General features: G+C 52.0%; 17 protein-coding genes and 2 pseudogenes. 5 read left to right on the top strand and 14 right to left on the bottom strand.

Annotated features, from left to right (window positions below; translation table 11 throughout):
* Nucleotides 1-100 precede the first annotated feature (100 nt).
* The 3 genes from lsrR (at nt 101) to ACLJR2_RS14575 (ending at nt 3,096) form a co-directional block, all read left to right on the top strand.
* On the top strand, nt 101-1,060 hold the full coding sequence (gene lsrR, locus ACLJR2_RS14585) for a transcriptional regulator LsrR (RefSeq protein WP_001283049.1): 960 nt from the start codon (nt 101-103) through the stop codon (nt 1,058-1,060).
* Nucleotides 1,061-1,139: 79 nt separating this feature from the next.
* Nucleotides 1,140-2,732: an autoinducer-2 kinase gene (lsrK, locus tag ACLJR2_RS14580; protein ID WP_000113082.1), complete on the top strand. Its 1,593-nt coding sequence runs from the start codon at nt 1,140-1,142 to the stop codon at nt 2,730-2,732.
* Between the two features lie 13 nt (nt 2,733-2,745).
* Nucleotides 2,746-3,096: a cupin domain-containing protein gene (locus ACLJR2_RS14575; protein WP_001173083.1), complete on the top strand. Its 351-nt coding sequence runs from the start codon at nt 2,746-2,748 to the stop codon at nt 3,094-3,096.
* 89 nt (nt 3,097-3,185) lie between these two features.
* On the opposite strand, the pseudogene ACLJR2_RS14570 reads toward ACLJR2_RS14575, so the two are convergent.
* From ACLJR2_RS14570 to cpxP, 12 genes and pseudogenes are all read right to left on the bottom strand, one after another.
* Nucleotides 3,186-3,326 (bottom strand): annotated as a pseudogene (locus ACLJR2_RS14570) (CDP-diacylglycerol diphosphatase); the annotation flags it as partial.
* A 51-nt stretch (nt 3,327-3,377) separates the two neighbouring features.
* A pseudogene (locus ACLJR2_RS14565) lies at nt 3,378-3,503 on the bottom strand (hypothetical protein); the annotation flags it as partial.
* Nucleotides 3,504-3,600: 97 nt separating this feature from the next.
* Complete coding sequence (locus ACLJR2_RS14560) at nt 3,601-4,323, bottom strand: GntR family transcriptional regulator (protein ID WP_001534587.1); 723 nt, start codon at nt 4,321-4,323, stop codon at nt 3,601-3,603.
* A gap of 62 nt (nt 4,324-4,385) precedes the next feature.
* Nucleotides 4,386-5,426, bottom strand: coding sequence for an ADP-ribosylglycohydrolase family protein (locus tag ACLJR2_RS14555; RefSeq protein WP_000557882.1), 1,041 nt, complete (start codon nt 5,424-5,426; stop codon nt 4,386-4,388).
* Nucleotides 5,427-5,435: 9 nt separating this feature from the next.
* Nucleotides 5,436-6,395: an aminoimidazole riboside kinase gene (locus tag ACLJR2_RS14550; protein WP_000646508.1), complete on the bottom strand. Its 960-nt coding sequence runs from the start codon at nt 6,393-6,395 to the stop codon at nt 5,436-5,438.
* 10 nt (nt 6,396-6,405) lie between these two features.
* Complete coding sequence (locus ACLJR2_RS14545; RefSeq protein WP_000777321.1) at nt 6,406-7,740, bottom strand: MFS transporter; 1,335 nt, start codon at nt 7,738-7,740, stop codon at nt 6,406-6,408.
* A 264-nt stretch (nt 7,741-8,004) separates the two neighbouring features.
* Nucleotides 8,005-8,760, bottom strand: coding sequence for a CDP-diacylglycerol diphosphatase (locus tag ACLJR2_RS14540; RefSeq protein WP_000750756.1), 756 nt, complete (start codon nt 8,758-8,760; stop codon nt 8,005-8,007).
* Nucleotides 8,761-8,860: 100 nt separating this feature from the next.
* Nucleotides 8,861-9,850, bottom strand: coding sequence for a sulfate ABC transporter substrate-binding protein (locus ACLJR2_RS14535; protein WP_000758721.1), 990 nt, complete (start codon nt 9,848-9,850; stop codon nt 8,861-8,863).
* Between the two features lie 203 nt (nt 9,851-10,053).
* Entirely contained in the window at nt 10,054-11,016 is a 963-nt protein-coding gene (gene pfkA, locus ACLJR2_RS14530; protein WP_000591793.1) for a 6-phosphofructokinase, read from the bottom strand.
* 184 nt (nt 11,017-11,200) lie between these two features.
* Nucleotides 11,201-12,103, bottom strand: a complete 903-nt coding sequence (gene fieF, locus ACLJR2_RS14525) for a CDF family cation-efflux transporter FieF (RefSeq protein WP_001077321.1) — start codon at nt 12,101-12,103, stop codon at nt 11,201-11,203.
* A 324-nt stretch (nt 12,104-12,427) separates the two neighbouring features.
* Entirely contained in the window at nt 12,428-13,210 is a 783-nt protein-coding gene (locus ACLJR2_RS14520) for a hypothetical protein (RefSeq protein ID WP_000932274.1), read from the bottom strand.
* A 351-nt stretch (nt 13,211-13,561) separates the two neighbouring features.
* A complete protein-coding gene (gene cpxP, locus ACLJR2_RS14515; protein ID WP_001233463.1) occupies nt 13,562-14,062 on the bottom strand; it encodes a cell-envelope stress modulator CpxP in 501 nt (166 codons plus the stop codon).
* Nucleotides 14,063-14,212: 150 nt separating this feature from the next.
* On the opposite strand from cpxP, the gene cpxR reads away from it, so the two are divergent.
* Both cpxR and cpxA read left to right on the top strand, forming a co-directional pair.
* On the top strand, nt 14,213-14,911 hold the full coding sequence (cpxR, locus tag ACLJR2_RS14510) for an envelope stress response regulator transcription factor CpxR (protein ID WP_001033731.1): 699 nt from the start codon (nt 14,213-14,215) through the stop codon (nt 14,909-14,911).
* Entirely contained in the window at nt 14,908-16,281 is a 1,374-nt protein-coding gene (gene cpxA, locus ACLJR2_RS14505; protein WP_001534598.1) for an envelope stress sensor histidine kinase CpxA, read from the top strand. Before cpxR ends, cpxA begins: the two co-directional genes overlap by 4 nt.
* Nucleotides 16,282-16,331: 50 nt before the next feature.
* Here cpxA and ACLJR2_RS14500 read toward each other — a convergent pair whose 3' ends face one another.
* Together ACLJR2_RS14500 and yiiM are read right to left on the bottom strand one after the other, a co-directional pair.
* Nucleotides 16,332-16,727 carry a nuclear transport factor 2 family protein gene (locus ACLJR2_RS14500; protein WP_000133446.1) on the bottom strand — a complete coding sequence of 132 codons (396 nt, stop codon included), beginning with the start codon at nt 16,725-16,727 and terminating at the stop codon, nt 16,332-16,334.
* 11 nt (nt 16,728-16,738) lie between these two features.
* Nucleotides 16,739-17,428, bottom strand: coding sequence for a 6-hydroxyaminopurine reductase (gene yiiM, locus ACLJR2_RS14495; RefSeq protein WP_000559221.1), 690 nt, complete (start codon nt 17,426-17,428; stop codon nt 16,739-16,741).
* Between the last annotated feature and the right edge of the window lie 54 nt (nt 17,429-17,482).

Genomic DNA, 17,482 nt, shown 5'->3' with positions numbered 1-17,482 from the left:
TGACGCGTTTTTGTGGCGTTAATCACGGTTATTTCGGAGTGATAACTGAACAATTGTGTTAATGATTTAGAAATGTTCAAAGTAAAGCCAGGTTATGACAATGAGCGATAATACGTTGGTATCTGATTATGGAATGTGCGAAGAAGAGCAGGTGGCGCGTATTGCCTGGTTCTACTATCACGATGGATTGACGCAGAGTGAAATCAGCGAGCGTCTGGGGCTAACCCGGCTAAAGGTTTCTCGTCTGCTGGAGAAAGGGCATCAGTCCGGTATTATTCGCGTACAAATCAACTCCCGCTTCGAAGGGTGTCTTGAGTATGAAAATGCCTTGCGCAACCACTTCGCATTGCAGAATATCCGCGTGCTGCCGGCATTACCCGATGCCGATATTGGTCTGCGCTTAGGAATCGGCGCCGCCCATATGTTGATGGAGTCACTGCGGCCACAGCAACTGCTGGCCGTCGGCTTTGGCGAAGCCACGATGACCACATTAAAACGCCTCAGCGGATTTATCTCGGCGCAACAAATCCGACTGGTCACGTTATCCGGCGGCGTGGGGCCGTATATGACCGGAATAGGCCAGCTTGATGCCGCTTGTAGCGTAAGTATTATGCCCGCGCCGCTGCGCGCATCATCGCAGGAAATTGCCTGCACGCTGCGCAATGAAAATAGCGTGCGGGATGTGATGCTCACAGCGCAAGCTGCCGATGCCGCCATCGTGGGGATTGGGGCAATTAACCAGAAAGATCAAGCCAGTATCTTAAAATCCGGCTATATCACTCAGGGTGAACAACTCATGATTGGCCGCAAAGGCGCAGTAGGCGATATTCTGGGCTATTTTTTTGATGCTCATGGCGAAATTATTCCAGACATCAAAATCCATAACGAATTAATTGGCCTGAAGTTAAATTCACTTTCCACGATCCCAACCGTGATTGGCGTCGCCGGCGGCGAACAAAAAGCAGAAGCTATTATTGCCGCTATGCGCGGTAACTATATCAATGCGCTGGTTACCGATCAGAAAACCGCAGGGAAAATAATTCAACTTATTGAAAAATAAAATAACACTTACCTCAATTCAATAAACAATAACTGACAGGATTTTATGTAACGATGTAAAAATAGCCGAGGATAAAAAAATGGCTCGACTCTGTACCCATACTGAATCAGGACATTACCTGATGGCTCTTGACGCCGGTACCGGTAGCGTCAGAGCAGTAATTTTTGATCTACAAGGAAAGCAAATAGCTGTCGGTCAAGCGGAATGGCAGCATCTGGCCGTGCCGGATGTGCCTGGTTCGATGGAGTTTGATCTTGCCAAAAACTGGCAACTGGCTTGCCAGTGTATCCGTCAGGCACTACAGAAAGCCGCCATCCCTGCAACGGCTATCGCTGCCGTATCGGCCTGCTCGATGCGTGAAGGCATTGTTATTTATGACAGTAACGGCGAACCAATTTGGGCCTGCGCTAATGTTGACGCCCGCGCGGCGCACGAAGTCAGTGAATTAAAAGAGCTGCACGATAACACCTTTGAGGAGGAAGTTTATCGTTGCTCCGGGCAAACGCTGGCGCTCAGCGCTATTCCGCGTCTGCTCTGGCTTGCCCACCATCGTCCGGATATTTATCATCGCGCGTCAACCGTCACTATGATCAGCGACTGGATGGCCTTTATGCTCAGCGGCGAACTGGCGGTCGATCCCTCCAACGCAGGCACGACGGGGTTATTGGATCTGGTGACCCGCAACTGGAAACGTAGTCTGTTACAGATGGCGGGCCTGCGTTCTGACATTCTCTCGCCGGTAAAAGAAACCGGGACGCTGCTCGGTCACATTTCACAGAAAGCGGCTGAACAGTGCGACCTGCAAGCGGGTACGCCGGTCATCGTTGGCGGCGGCGATGTGCAGTTAGGCTGTCTGGGACTGGGCGTCGTACGCCCGGCGCAAACGGCCGTGCTGGGCGGAACCTTCTGGCAACAGGTGGTCAATCTTCCCGCGCCGGTCACCGACCCAAACATGAACGTTCGCATCAATCCTCATGTGATCCCCGGTATGGTACAAACCGAGTCTATTAGCTTTTTTACTGGGTTAACGATGCGTTGGTTCCGCGACGCCTTTTGCGCCGAGGAAAAACTAATCGCTGAAAGGTTAGGTATTGATGCGTATTCCCTGCTGGAAGATATGGCCAGCCGGGTGCCTCCCGGCGCGCACGGTGTGATGCCCATCTTCTCTGACGTTATGCGTTTTAAACGCTGGTACCATGCCGCGCCGTCGTTTATCAATCTGTCTATCGATCCTGAAAAGTGTAATAAAGCGACCCTATTTCGCGCGCTGGAAGAGAATGCCGCCATTGTTTCCGCCTGCAATTTACAGCAAATTGCCGCGTTTTCCGGCGTACAGGCCGACTCGCTGGTTTTTGCCGGCGGAGGATCTAAAGGCAAATTATGGAGCCAAATCCTTGCCGACGTTACGGGACTCACCGTTCACGTACCTGTCGTCAAAGAAGCTACCGCGTTAGGGTGCGCTATTGCCGCAGGCGTTGGCGTGGGTATCTGGCCATCGCTGGCGGAAACGGGAGAAAAGCTAGTGCGCTGGGATCGGGAGCATAAACCTAATCCTGAAAATTTCGCTGTCTATCAGCAGGCCAGAGAAAAATGGCAGGCCGTTTATCAGGATCAACGCGCGCTGGTCGATGGTGGCTTAACGACATCCCTCTGGAAAGCGCCAGGCCTGTAACAGGAGAATAAGCATGCAAAAAACGAATGAGAAGAATCATGAATACCGCTTTGGCGATAATGGCCCTAAATACTTAATCCGTGGGCCGGGCTGCGATATGGGCGTCGTCATACTACAACCAGGGCAGTCATTCCCTAACCATCGCCATAATACCGCTTGTGAGGTTTTTTATACCCTAAGCGGTGAAGTGTGCCTGTATCTGGAAGGAACACCTCATATCCTGCAAACTGGAGATGTTTTACAGTGCGAACCTGGGGAGGCGCATTATCTCATTAATAACGGCGATAAACCCTGGAAAGGCGTGTTTATTAAATCGCCGCATCTGGAAAATGACAGCCACCCCGCAGATCCACCGGCCTGGTAACGCCCGCGCCATCGCCAGATTTTGCCGGATAGCGCCACGAGAGCCTTGTCCGGCCTCCAAACGGTATTCGTTAATGCAATATCAAGCTGTCATTTGATGACCTGTTGGTTCAAGATATCACACTGATGATCCTGAATTTCCTCGGCAGAAGCGCGATTGAAGGTCAGTAAATTACGCTCGGTCGCCAGCAGGACAAAAGAGCCATCGCTTTGGCGTATCACCGCCAGCGCGATACATCACAGCATCCCCGCCCGCGCAGGAACTTTCCCTGGTCCCATCGCCACCACAGCAGCAAAAAATAGCAGTGCGGTCATAAACTCCGGCAGTGGCGAAGTCGCCCACAGAAGGATAGTAATGCCAACGATGATGAAAGGAAGGAACAGAGGATGGGGCAACCAGAGCGACATACCTGTCTCCTGACGATTTTTTCAGCAAGAATACGACGGACAGTCAGGCAGGTAAACGCCAGATATAGTGGGGTTATCGCAGGATTAAGCGGACAGATCAGTGATAATGAATTTCACCAAAGTATTCAGACAGTACGTAATAGCGACAATACTCAAAAGGGTTGTCTTGTCCGGCCTGAAACGTCTGTCTGGCAACGGATAGCAGCGGTTTATTGGCGGCAATTTGCAGTTTTTCACACAGGTCGGCGGAAGGTAAAATCGCCTCAACTTTTTCTATCGCCGAGTCGCTTGTGACGTTTAATAACGAATAGAGCGACGTATGCTCCAGCGCCTGCGGTGTGAGTTGCAGATCGGGAAAGAAGCTAAGATCGAGATAGATCTTTTCATGGTTAAACGGACGGTTATTCAGGCAACGAATACGCGAAATATAGAGATAGTGATGCTGTGCGGGCAGGCTCAAGCCGTCTGCCTGAGCGTCGCGCGCGCGGCGCGGCGCGATTTCCAGAATACGGTTCTCAATCGCCACGCTGGCGTCCTGGAGATCGCGGGTAATACCGCGAAACGTGTGCCCGTAGCTCACGCCTTCCGGTACCGAGCACACCACCGAACCACTTCCGCGCTGGGAGGAAATAATGCCCGCATTGATTAATTCGCTCCAGGCCTGTTTAACCACAATCAGCGAGACGTTGTAGGCTCTGGCAATCTCTTTTTGCGTCGGCAGCTGGCTGCCTAAAGGCAGGGATCCATTTTGGATCTGCTGACAGATGATAAAAAATAGTTGCTTATAAAGCGGAGTAAAGCTCGTTTTATCAACCTGCAAGCTGCGCACCTCACGTCTTCGCCAGCAGGGGACGTTTTACCGTCCCCGGCAGGGTGAAGTCGCTACCCTGCGATTTGCCTGGCCAGTTCTGCCAAATCGAAATGATTCATACGATCCAAAGTCGTTAAATAATCGGCGGGAAAAGCCTCCACGCCATGGAATGCGCCGGAAATCGCCCCGACCATGGTGGCGACAGTATCAGTATCATTGCCGATATTAACGCCGGAGATAATAGCATCTACGGCAGAATTCGGACAACACGCGAACAGGCCAAAGGCCGCCGGCACCGCTTCACTCACGTGCAGCCCGGAGCCAATAATATCAGCAAGTTCCACCACCGCCGTTTCCCAATGGCGATGACGTTTACCGATATCCACGGCCAGTTCAATGCGTCGGGCAACGGAAGGCCCGGCGACCATCATCGCCCCTTGCTCCTGCGCCAGCAGATAGCCCCTTTGCGCACCGTAAATACCGGCGGCAATAATGCTGTCTGCGTTGGTCTGCGCTCTTAACGCCTCGCTGGTTGCCGCCGCCATCGCCGCTGCGCCGGACATCGCCAGCACGTTATTATGCGTAAAACGGCAAATCTGCAGCGCGCAGTCAATCGCCGCGTCAATATCACCCGGATGCAGCACCGCCGCTGGCCAAATCTTCATGGCGGCGCCGTTCGTTGCCTCCGCGTTACCCTTATTAATAATCTGTACCGACTGTTTCTCGCCTTCCAGCTCACCCTGTAAAGAGGCGCGGTTATCATTGAATATTGCCTTCATTGCCGCACGCGTCGTCGGGCCGGTAAAGTTGGCGTAGTACGGGTAATCCAGCCACTGCTGAAAAGCCTCGCGCATCGCCTCGTCGCTGACCTGGCGTTGATGGCGCAGCAGCGCATCCATGATGTACTTCGCCTGAATAAAATCATCCGTGCACATACCCGCTTCATTGCAGCGGCCAAACGTGTCCGCTGGCGGTTTTTGAAAGGTCGTCACCCAGCCGCCAAAATAGTCTTTTATTTGCTGCTGGGTGCGTACTTCCGTCGCGGCTCCCATCGCGTCCGCGGCGGCGGCGCCCACCAGGCATCCCAGTATTTTGTTTTGATCAACGTGCATGATGACTCCTTATTTCACGGTCATGGCTTGTGCCAGCGAATGGCTGGACAGAAAAGTGTTGAGCTGGTCGGGAAACGGTAAAGCGGTCATTGCGCCTTTTGCCGTCACCGCCATAGCGCCGCAGGCATTGGCATTGCTGATGGCTTCCGCCAGCAGGGCATGATCCCAGCAATTTGCGCGGGAAAGGGTGAACAGCAGGCCGCCGACAAAAGCATCGCCTGCCCCGGTGGTATCGACGACATCGACGCGTGGTGCGGGAAAATGGAACTCCCCCTCGGCGGTAATCAACAGCGCGCCATCGGCCCCCAGCGAAATGATCGTGGTGTCGCAGCCCAGATCGCGCAGGTAATAACGCGCATCCTGCCAGTAGCTGGCCCCGCTGAGCTGGCACAGCTCATCTGCCGAGACTTTGCAGATAGAAGCCAGTGCGGCGGACCGGGCGATCAGTTCAGGGATTTCATCAGTATTCCCCCACATTTTGCTGCGCAGATTGACGTCAAACAGTACGTAACCACCCGCTTCACGCATTCTTCTCGCTCCCTCAAGGCACGCCTCGCGAGCGGGCCTGTCGGTGAGGCCAATTGAGCTGAAGTAAAACCATTCGTGCTGCCTGAACGGCGGCAGGTCCTGCGGCGAGACGTAGGTATCGGCACCCGGATGCACCAGATAGGTAAAACTGCGCTCCCCATCAGCCGTCAGGTTAACGATCAGCACCGCGCTGGTCAGGGCCGGATCCATGCGTAGAAACGTGACATCCACGCCGTTATCCTGAAAAACCTGGCGCAGGAAACGACCGGCGTCATCATCACCAAGACAACCGATAAAACCGCACTCCCCGCCCAGCCTGGCAACGCATACCCCCACGTTCGCCGACGCTCCGCCGGGGCATTTCAGATAGCTGTTCTGTTTTTCCGGCACCAGATCAACGGAGGCATCGCCGATAACCCAAACCTTATTCATGGCCTTCATTTGCGCCTCCTTATGCCTGTTTCTGCGCCAGGGCAAGCTGAATATCTCGATAATATTCATTATTAATCAGATACTTTTTCATAAGCAGCCCAACCGCAAGGTGGAACAGAGCCGGAATGAGCGTCATCATCAGCGCAATACCGGTGAGCGAACGCGCGGTCTGTTCAACATCGGCTTGATAGCCAAAGTGGCTCAGCAGGAATCCGAGTATCCCGCCCGCGATCCCCATCCCAAACTTCTGGAAGAAGAGGATGCCGCCAAACGCCAACCCGGAAACGCGCAGACCGGTTTTCTTTTCTCCGTAATCCACCGCTTCGGCGATAGAGGACCAGAACACCGGCATTTGCATATCGCAGAAGAAATTAATAAGAAAATAGAACGCAAAGGCGAGGACAAGGTTTTCACGCCCGACGAAGAAATACATCAGCGCGCTCAGGACAAAGGTAATGATCTGGGTGTAGCGGAACATCTTAATTTTGTCCCAGAACTTGGTTATCCAGGTGGTGGCGATCATCGCTAAAATAGAGGCAACGACGCCGGTAGTCAGGAAGGGTGAAATCAGGCTATCTCCGCCGTTCAGATAATACTTGGCGTAATAAGCGGCAACGGAACCGCGAATAACATAACCGCACATCAGCAGCAGAATAACAACGCCGAGAATAATCCACTGATCGTTACGTAACAGATATTTAAACTGTTTCCCCACCGATAGCGAGGTAATTTCCGGCTCGCTGCGTTCACGCGTGGTAAGAAAACAGAAGATAAACAGCAGCGCACCCATTGCCCCCATTAAGCCCATCGAAAACTGATAGCCCAAAGCCTTATTACCCTGCCCCAGCCAGACGGCAAGCATCGGTACGACGATAGTCACCAGGAAAGCGGCAATCTTAGTCATCACAAAACGATAGCCGTTGGCGCTTAACCGTTCGACGGGGTCGCTGGTAATGACGCCAATCATCGAAATATAGGGAATGGTGATCGCGGTATAGACCAGGGTCATAAGAATATAGGTGCCATAGGCCCATGCCAGTTTGGCCATATAAGCCATATCAGGCGTAATAAACATCAAATAAACGGCGAAGCCAAAAGGAATAGCAAACCACAGCAGCCACGGGCGATAACGCCCCCAGCGCGTATTCAGTTTATCGGTAAGAACCCCCATGGCCGGATCGATAATGGCATCAATCATCCGCACAACCACAAACAGTACGCCAACATCAGCGGCGCTCAGGCCGTAGATATCGGTATAGAAATAGGCGAGGAGCAGCTGCATGGCGATAATCACAACGTTTATCGCCATATCTCCCGCGCCGAAGCCGATTTTTTCCACGATAGAAAGTTTCATGTTGATATTCCTTTACGCTTAACAGCGCAAATCTGGTGAACAATTAATGATGTCACTACATGAAATAAAAACGTTTTTATAAATAAGCCGCCTGTCCGACACGCAATGGAGGCTATGAAGAGAGTGTAACCATCCTCAAAAAGATATAAAGGTATACCTTTATATCTTTTGATCGGTTTCACATATTTTTATAGACACGATCTTACCCCGGTTTTAAACCGGGATAAGAATCAATAAGATAATGAGCAGGGGGTGTAACGAAAATCAGCGGGAAGACAAAATGGCGCAACTATGGTCCTGAATCTCTTCCGCCGATGCGCGATTGAAGGTCAGTAAATTACGCTCGGTCGCCAGCAGGACAAAAGAGCCATCGCTTTGGCGTACCACCGCCAGCGCATAGCGTCCCATATGATCGCGCGCTTCCGGCACCTCTTCCGCCAGCATCATAAACGGACTACGCTGCGCCAGTTCGCTCTCGGTTACCCGGCGCGCCAGGTATTCATGCCCCATCAGGTCGCCCGGTAGCGGAAGCCAGCGAGTGCTGATGCGCGTGAGATCGTTATCCAGTTGCTCCCGAACGTCAGGACGGATGCAAGAAATATGGATATGCAAATGGTCCTGTGAACGACCAAGCCGCGAATTAATCGCCAGCGAGACCGCGCTATCCGGAATATCATGCCCGTATTTTTTACTCATATAGCCGCGAGCCTGCCAGGCCAGCCAGAAAAAGTTGGGCGTAGCGGGTTCCAGCAATAGTGGGCTTTCTGTACCGTTGATACGGTAGGTGGGCATCAATAAATATTGCAACGGACCGTGACGATCTTTAAAGACGACATAGCCGGCGCGAGGTTTGACTTCCGCGCACGGCGCTGGGTTTTGATGCTGTAACTGATCGGGCAGGCATTGTTCAAGCACGATTTCCCGTAATGCATCAGGATTGCCGGAAAATTTCCAGTAACCGACGCCCGCCGCGGCGACAATCACTATCACCGCCAGTAAAAAGTAGCCTGTTTTTTTCATGATATGCGTTCCCTGTGACCCATAGACGGGGAAGAGTAACGCAAAATTGTGGCAAAGAAAAAACCCGGTAACATAATACGTTACCGGGTTTATAAACGGTTTAGCGTTTGCTGATTTGGTCGAACGTACCGCCATTAGCGAAGTGATCTTTTTGCGCCTTCGCCCAGCCGCCAAACACCTCGTCAATGGTGAACAGCTTCAGCTTCGGAAACGCATCGTCGTATTTTTTCGCCACGTCAGCATCGCGCGGACGGTAGAAGTTTTTCGCTGCTATCTCCTGCCCTTCCGGCGAGTAGAGATACTTCAGATACGCTTCCGCCACCGCTTTGGTGTCTTTCTTTTCCACCACTTTGTCGACCACGGAAACGGTCGGCTCTGCGAGAATAGATTCACTCGGGGTCACTATCTCGAATTTATCTTTACCCAGTTCATTCGTCGCCAGTAGCGCTTCGTTTTCCCAGGCAATCAGCACATCACCGATACCGCGTTCAACGAAAGTATTGGTTGAGCCGCGCGCGCCGGAGTCCAGCACTTCAACGTTTTTAAACAGGGCTTTGACAAAGTCCTGCGCTTTGGCCTGATCGTTATTGTTGTGGTGCAGGGCGTAGCCCCATGCCGCCAGATAGTTCCAGCGTGCGCCGCCGGAGCTTTTCGGGTTTGACGTAATCACCGACACACCGGGTTTAATCAGATCGTTCCAGTCATGAATTTGTTTTGGATTGCCTTTGCGGACCAGGAAAACGATGGTGGAGGTGTAAGGTGCTGAGTTATCCGGCAGACGCTTGATCCAGTTTTTATCGATACGACCACGTTCCGCAATAGCGTCCACATCGTAAGCCAGCGCCAGCGTCACGACATCGGCTTCAATGCCGTTAATAACGGAAGTCGCCTGTTTACCCGAACCGCCGTGCGATTGGCGGATCACGACGTTGTCGCCGGTTTCCTGCTTCCAGTGCGCGCTAAACGCTTTGTTGTACTGCTCGTACAGCTCACGCGTTGGATCGTATGATACGTTAAGTAACTGAATATCCTTTGCCAGAAGGCTGGTTGACGCCAGCAATAATGTGAACCCCACGCCCCACTTTTTCATCGCCCGACTCGCTTATGTTGTGTTGTGATGGGCAAAGCGTGCCAGAAAGCGATCCAAACATTAAAGAATAAAAAAAGATTGGCTATAACTTCGAGGAATAAATCTGAGGGATTGCCGGATGGCGGCTAGCGCCTAATCCGGCCTACACGTTTCTGCAACCTGTAGGCCTGATAAGCGTAGCGCCATCAGGCGCGCAAAAACAATCAGTACAGTTTTTTCGCGCACTCCATCCAGTCGCTTTTGAACGGACGCTTCATGTTTTCAATCGCATCGATGATGTCATGATGAACAAGCTGCTCGTTCTGGATACCGACACAACGACCGCCATGGCCTTCCAGCAGCAGGTCAATAGCATACGCGCCCATACGGGAAGCCAGAATGCGATCGTAAGGTACCGGGGAACCACCGCGCTGAATGTGGCCGAGCACCGTCGCACGCGTTTCACGGCCCGTTTCTTTTTCAATAAAGTGCGCCAGCTCGTCAACATCGCACATATGCTCAGTAATAGCGACGATAGCGTGTTTTTTCCCTTTCGCGATCCCGGCTTTGATTTCCGCCACCAGATCTTCGCGATTAAATTCAACTTCCGGCACCACGATAAACTCACAGCCGCCAGCAATAGCCGCCGCCAACGTCAGATCGCCGCAATAACGGCCCATCACCTCAACGATAGAGATACGCTGGTGAGAAGAGGAGGTGTCACGCAGACGGTCAATCGCTTCCACTACAGTGCCGAGAGCAGTGAAGTAGCCGATAGTGTAGTCGGTGCCTTTGATGTCGTTATCGATAGTGCCTGGCAGACCGATGCACGGGAAGCCCATTTCAGTCAGACGTTTTGCACCCATATAAGAACCGTCGCCGCCAATAACTACCAGCGCATCGATACCGCGTTTTTTCAGGTTTTCGATCGCGACAGCGCGAATATTTTCGTCACGGAATTCCGGGAAACGGGCAGAACCGAGGAAAGTACCGCCACGGTTGATCATGTCAGATACGCTGTAACGGTCAAGCTGCACCATACGATCTTCATACAGGCCCAGATAGCCGTCATAAATGCCCATGACTTCCAGCCCTTCCGTCAACGCTGCGCGCACAACACCGCGGATTGCCGCGTTCATGCCCGGCGCATCACCGCCGCTTGTCAACACACCGATTTTCTTAATCATGACTACCTCTGAACTTTGGAATGCAAAATGAAATCTATTGCCGGAAGCCGATTTCGCACTTCGAAACGATCCAACGAATATACAGATAGTATAACAATCCCTTCCTGCTGAATTGATTCAGGTCAGGCCAAATGGCGGTAATTTATACACAAAATGCTGGCCTGGCTCACTTTTTAACAATCAATTATACAAGCTCGAACTTCCTGCCTTCCCTGGGGACGACTGAACAGGGATCCTGATGAATAATGACATCTGAACCCGGAAAACGCCGCAAAATCGCCTGCTCTACCTGGTCAGCCACAAAATGCGCCTGAACGAGCGGCAGATTATCTTCCATTTCCAAATGAATCTGAATAAAGCGAGTCGGCCCTGACTGCCGCGTGCGGAGATCGTGCGCGCCGCTGACTCCCGGCCATGACGTCACGATATCAATAATTTCCTGTCGTTCCGCATCGGGCAGCGCGCGATCCAATAATGACTGCACCGCCTCATACCCCATACGTAACGCGCTATACAAAATATAGATGCCGATACCTAACGCAAACAGGGCATCCGCACGATGCCAACCGTACCAGGATAACCCCAGCGCGATAAGAATCGCTCCGTTCATCATAACATCAGACTGATAATGAAGCATATCCGCCCGTACCGCCTGACTTTGGGTCTTGCGTACCACCCAGCGCTGAAACGTGACCAGTATAATAGTGCATATCAGAGCGATGACGGTAACGCCAATCCCCACGCCGGGGTCGTTCATTGGCGTCGGCTTAATCAGATTCTGGATACTGGTCAAAAACAGAAACAACGCCGAACCGGAAATAAACATACTTTGCGCCAGCGCCGCCAGCGACTCCGCTTTACCGTGCCCAAACGTGTGTTCATCATCTGCGGGTTGCAGCGAATAACGCACGACCAACAAATTCGTCAATGACGCGGCAATATCCACCAGCGAGTCCACCAACGCCGCCAGAATACTCACCGATCCCGTATACCACCACGCAAAAATTTTGATCAAAAGTAACGCTGATGCCATCGCCGTTGCCGCGATAGCCGCCCGGCTGACTAGCCGTCCATAGGTTTGATTCATAAATACTCCCGCTATCTTCTACCGGTAGTATAACGGATGGTTTAAAACAGTAAGGTAATAACAGAATGACAAATTCTGGATCCTCTCTTCATAGAAGAAGCGTACAGGCGTGGGGACAGAAATTATTTGCTAACTTTTTGATCTCGATGAGTTTATACCACTGGATTTCCTATCACGCCCGCATTGATTAAATGTCCTTGCTCGTCAGCGGCGCCTTCCTCTGGAAATACAAAGCCCTACACACTGAAATTTATGGGTGAACTGCGCGCGCAGGGCTGGCTATGTACCGTTTGAAAACCAAAATTTTATTCAAGATGTGAGTAATTACAGCAGAGTACCATTTTCCCCCTCATCAAGCCAATTTTCTGCCTGCAGCCTGACCATACTCAATATCTCTGAAACTGGCGTATAACATTCTTGTTGCAAGTGTATTTGATTAATTTCAGGGTGTGAGACAATCGCATCATAGGTTAAATCGCAGATTGATGGCTTGATTGCTTTGTTTAAATAGTTAACCACTCTGGCGTTCATAGGTAACATCTGATCAACTAAGGTGTTAATCTCTGCTGTCAGGCCAGGCCTGGCAAAACTGAGTAATTTTTCCTCACTCTTCCCTTCCACTATTTTTCCATAGCCTCCTTTGATCATGGCTGTCCTCACCAGCTCCGCCCGCACTTTAGATGGAATATTTTTCTGTTTTTCATTACGAACGTCGTCGAGTACTGCGTTGACTCTCGAAGCCACATAGGAGTCGATATCCTGTGTTAACCTGGCATTCACCTCCTTGCAAAGGTGGGATATCGCAGTTGCCTGGATTATTAGTTTGTTTGCCAGCAAAGTACAGATATTGCATAAGTCCCGAATGATATCCTGTGAGTTATAGCAACCCAGTTTTACGAGCTCATCACTATCCTGTCCAGAAAGCGTGAACTGAATGTTTACTTCATGACATCCTTCTCTAATGCTCCTGAAACTGCATAAATTCGCCCTTTCAGAACAACTCGCCCTTTCAGAACAGTTCTCCCCAAATGAAGCGCTATTTTTATCTTTTACATTATAGCGTTGCTGCGTTCTAGAAAACCACGTAAAGGGTCTGATATTTAACATACATACCTCCGAACGACTAACTTATGAAATACACAATTCACTAAGTATTACATGCCAACTAAGTTATGTTTTAGCTCAACATTATGTTTTCAATGAAATATCAGAATATAATTATGTTAATAATATATTCAACTAACTATAAAACTGAATATATGGTTTTTATCTAAGGTCGCTGGTCAAGCTGCGTTAAGTTAATTACGCGTCAGGCACGCGAGAAGGCGTGCCTGTCAAAAACCCGGCGGCATTTAAGAATGTGCAAAATTAGGGTTAAGTGCAGAATTTATTAAAAAAAACCCCCTCATCATGAGGGGGAAGACAGGGATGGTGTCTATGGCAAGGAAAACAGGGTTGTTACTGGGAACGTGAGTTGCTACTACTCAATAATTTCAACGATGAACTTTTTTGCCATTGCGCCACGTCGCGCAGTTGCTCCATTCGTTGCTGATGCTTTTCATTCAAAACCGCTTGCTGCTCCGGCGTTAACAGGCGATACATCTGGTTACGCACGCGGGCCATTTCGACCTGGCGGGCAACCTGCTCTTGCGCCATTTTTTCTGCCTGAGCGCGCACAGCGCTTTCATCAAATTTTTCTGCGGTGACAAGCCGATGCATTGTCTCCATTTCGCTAACATTAACAGGAGGCTGTTCGTGCCTTGCCTGTTGCATAAGATCTCGCATCTGCTGACGCTGATGTTCGGTTAAACTTATGCCGTCAAACATATGATTTTGCGCGCTACGCTGCGTGGCCCCGTCACCGGGGTGCCAGTTATCGCTTGTAACAACTTCAGCTGCGTGGCTTAAAAAACTGAATGCCAGCGTTGAGGCCATAACAGCAGCGGTAACTTTGCGCATCGCTTGCTCCCAAAATCTTTTCTGTCGCGATTCAACGAGAGACAGTTTACGATTCGGGCTGCAAACATGCGTCAGGGGGTGTAAAACAACGTAAAGTCATGGATTAGCGACGCCTGATGACGTAATTTCTGCCTCGGAGGTACGTAAACAATGAATAAAATCCTGTTAGTTGATGATGACCGAGAGCTGACTTCCCTGTTAAAAGAGCTCCTCGAAATGGAAGGTTTTAATGTCCTGGTGGCCCACGACGGCGAGCAGGCGCTTGAGCTTTTGGATGACAGCATCGATTTACTTTTGCTTGACGTCATGATGCCGAAGAAAAACGGTATCGATACGTTGAAAGCGCTTCGCCAGACACACCAGACGCCTGTCATTATGCTGACCGCGCGCGGCAGCGAGCTGGATCGCGTTCTCGGCCTTGAGCTGGGCGCGGACGACTATTTACCCAAACCGTTTAACGACCGCGAGCTGGTAGCGCGCATCAGGGCTATTTTGCGCCGTTCCCACTGGAGCGAACAGCAGCAGAGCAGCGACAACGGCTCGCCGACGCTGGAAGTCGATGCGCTAAGCCTTAATCCGGGCCGCCAGGAAGCCAGTTTCGATGGCCAAACGCTGGAGCTGACCGGTACGGAATTCACCCTGCTCTATTTGCTGGCGCAACACCTCGGCCAGGTGGTTTCCCGTGAACATTTAAGCCAGGAAGTGCTGGGTAAGCGCCTGACGCCGTTCGATCGCGCTATTGATATGCATATTTCTAACCTGCGCCGCAAACTGCCGGAACGCAAAGACGGTCACCCGTGGTTTAAAACATTGCGTGGTCGCGGCTATCTGATGGTTTCCGCTTCATGATAGGAAGTTTAACCGCGCGCATCTTCGCCATCTTCTGGTTGACGCTGGCGCTGGTGCTAATGCTGGTACTGATGTTGCCCAAGCTCGATTCACGCCAGATGACCGAGCTGCTGGACAGCGAACAGCGCCAGGGATTGATGATAGAGCAACATGTAGAAGCTGAACTTGCGAACGATCCGCCCAACGACCTGATGTGGTGGCGTCGCCTGTTCCGCGCGATCGATAAGTGGGCGCCGCCTGGACAGCGGTTATTACTGGTGACCTCTGAAGGACGCGTGATCGGCGCTGAACGCAGCGAAATGCAGATCATTCGTAACTTCATTGGTCAGGCGGATAACGCCGATCATCCGCAGAAGAAAAAATATGGCCGCGTAGAGATGGTGGGGCCGTTCTCCGTTCGCGACGGAGAGGATAATTACCAGCTTTACTTGATTCGACCGGCCAGCAGTTCGCAATCCGATTTTATTAATCTGTTGTTTGACCGCCCGCTTCTGTTGCTCATTGTCACGATGCTGGTCAGTTCGCCGCTCTTGCTATGGCTGGCATGGAGTCTGGCGAAACCGGCGCGTAAGTTGAAAAACGCGGCTGATGAAGTGGCGCAAGGCAACCTGCGTCAGCATCCGGAGCTGGAGGCGGGTCCGCAGGAGTTCCTCGCCGCTGGCGCCAGTTTTAACCAGATGGTGACGGCGCTGGAACGGATGATGACCTCGCAGCAGCGTTTGCTGTCAGACATCTCCCATGAGCTGCGAACGCCCCTTACGCGCCTGCAACTGGGTACCGCGCTGCTGCGTCGTCGTGGCGGCGAAAGCAAAGAGCTGGAGCGTATTGAAACCGAAGCGCAGCGTCTGGACAGCATGATCAATGACCTGCTGGTGATGTCGCGTAACCAACAGAAAAACGCGCTGGTCAGCGAAACGATGAAAGCCAATCAACTATGGGGCGAAGTGCTGGATAACGCCGCCTTTGAAGCCGAACAGATGGGCAAGTCGTTAACGGTAAATTATCCGCCGGGGCCGTGGCCGCTCTATGGCAACCCAAACGCGCTGGAAAGCGCGCTGGAAAATATTGTTCGTAATGCGCTGCGCTATTCACATACGAAGATTGAAGTCGGCTTCTCGGTGGATAAAGACGGTATTACGATCACGGTCGATGACGACGGGCCGGGCGTCAGCCCTGAAGACCGCGAGCAGATCTTCCGTCCGTTCTATCGCACTGATGAGGCGCGCGACCGTGAATCCGGTGGTACTGGCCTGGGGCTGGCGATTGTCGAAAGCGCCATTCAGCAGCACCGCGGCTGGGTGAAGGCTGACGATAGCCCGCTGGGTGGGTTGCGGCTCACGCTGTGGCTACCGCTGTACAAGCGAACCTAAAAACCATCGGCCTGCGAATGCAGGCCGATTTTTTATCTCGCCGTCGAGATTTACCGGGAAATGTCTGGCGCCAGAATCCACTCGGCGCTGTCATTCCACACGTCCATCCGGGTAATTTTGCCATCGCGCACTTCGAAGCGGTCGATAAAGCGGTTATCGGCAAACGGGCGACCGTCGGGCCATTCGCCATACAACGTACCGTTGGAATAAATCACAACGTAATCATCATGCTGCACCGCATCAAACTCGCCCAGCGCCTTCTTCACCCACTTGTAGCGAGCGCCGTTAAACTGCGCGATATCTGCTGCGCCAACCATCGCCCGGCCCCCGGTGAAGGTAATTTTCACCTCCGGGTGCATATACGTTGCGGCGCGTTCAGCATCGGGAATCATCGAGGCCACCAAAAATTCTTTTACGATCGCCACCGCATTTTCAGCTTCAGTCATAATCCTTCCTTTCATTTTGGCGGAGTTTTATCCCCCCACAGTCGTCTGGCGCTATCTTCAATTTTGCCGCTCAAACGACGCTTCTGCATGGTGCGGCTCCAGCTCGCCGACAGCCCGGCGGCGCTCAACAGCCGGTGATATTGTTCGTCATCAAACGGCATAGACCAGGCGATAACACCCGCTTCATGAACCGAGACATCGCTCAGACGCGACGCCAGTTCCAGCGGCGCATCGCTGGAGACCTTACCTGGCGCAATGACCCGATACAGCCAGCCGGTTTTTCCGCTGTTCTGCATAAGGAGGGCCATGTCGCTGATGGCAAAGTGGAAATTAAGTTTAAAGCATGGAGAGCGCGGCTGAGTGACCTGGATCAACGCCTCACCCCAGCGGTAGATATCGCCAATAAACACGTTGTGTTCGGTCATTCCGTTCGTCGACAGATTCTCGCCAAACGCCGGGGCGCAAAACAGCGTCGCCTGCTCGGGGAACTGGAGAATCCAATCAGCATAGTGTTCACGGGGGTAATGGCATAGCGCGCGGTCGGGGCCGCCGTGGATTTTCTTTTCGGCCTGCTGATCGCCTGCCAGACCCAGCTCGGTCAGCATGAGTTCGCCGTCGATTTGCACCTTGGCGATAGCGCTCGGGCGGCTGCCGTCATAGTCACGAATTTTGCCAATAAACACGTCAACCGGATAATGCATCTGCTGCTCCTTACGCGGATACAAAAAAAGCGAGTCATCAGACTCGCTTCTACA

The organism is Salmonella sp. SAL03688 (assembly GCF_046551895.1).
GTDB lineage: Bacteria > Pseudomonadota > Gammaproteobacteria > Enterobacterales > Enterobacteriaceae > Salmonella > Salmonella enterica.
This window is presented reverse-complemented; position numbering and strand designations above follow the sequence as displayed.

Bases quoted from the DNA above. Each gene is read 5' to 3' on its own strand.
- ACLJR2_RS14550 (WP_000646508.1), bottom strand. From the start codon at position 6,395: ATGAAGGCCATGAATAAGGTTTGGGTTATCGGCGATGCCTCCGTTGAT.
- pfkA (WP_000591793.1), bottom strand. From the start codon at position 11,016: ATGATTAAGAAAATCGGTGTGTTGACAAGCGGCGGTGATGCGCCGGGC.
- fieF (WP_001077321.1), bottom strand. From the start codon at position 12,103: ATGAATCAAACCTATGGACGGCTAGTCAGCCGGGCGGCTATCGCGGCA.
- ACLJR2_RS14575 (WP_001173083.1), top strand. From the start codon at position 2,746: ATGCAAAAAACGAATGAGAAGAATCATGAATACCGCTTTGGCGATAAT.
- ACLJR2_RS14540 (WP_000750756.1), bottom strand. From the start codon at position 8,760: ATGAAAAAAACAGGCTACTTTTTACTGGCGGTGATAGTGATTGTCGCC.
- ACLJR2_RS14535 (WP_000758721.1), bottom strand. From the start codon at position 9,850: ATGAAAAAGTGGGGCGTGGGGTTCACATTATTGCTGGCGTCAACCAGC.
- lsrK (WP_000113082.1), top strand. From the start codon at position 1,140: ATGGCTCGACTCTGTACCCATACTGAATCAGGACATTACCTGATGGCT.
- cpxP (WP_001233463.1), bottom strand. From the start codon at position 14,062: ATGCGCAAAGTTACCGCTGCTGTTATGGCCTCAACGCTGGCATTCAGT.
- lsrR (WP_001283049.1), top strand. From the start codon at position 101: ATGAGCGATAATACGTTGGTATCTGATTATGGAATGTGCGAAGAAGAG.
- cpxR (WP_001033731.1), top strand. From the start codon at position 14,213: ATGAATAAAATCCTGTTAGTTGATGATGACCGAGAGCTGACTTCCCTG.
- cpxA (WP_001534598.1), top strand. From the start codon at position 14,908: ATGATAGGAAGTTTAACCGCGCGCATCTTCGCCATCTTCTGGTTGACG.
- yiiM (WP_000559221.1), bottom strand. From the start codon at position 17,428: ATGCATTATCCGGTTGACGTGTTTATTGGCAAAATTCGTGACTATGAC.
- ACLJR2_RS14545 (WP_000777321.1), bottom strand. From the start codon at position 7,740: ATGAAACTTTCTATCGTGGAAAAAATCGGCTTCGGCGCGGGAGATATG.
- ACLJR2_RS14500 (WP_000133446.1), bottom strand. From the start codon at position 16,727: ATGACTGAAGCTGAAAATGCGGTGGCGATCGTAAAAGAATTTTTGGTG.
- ACLJR2_RS14520 (WP_000932274.1), bottom strand. From the start codon at position 13,210: ATGTTAAATATCAGACCCTTTACGTGGTTTTCTAGAACGCAGCAACGC.
- ACLJR2_RS14555 (WP_000557882.1), bottom strand. From the start codon at position 5,426: ATGCACGTTGATCAAAACAAAATACTGGGATGCCTGGTGGGCGCCGCC.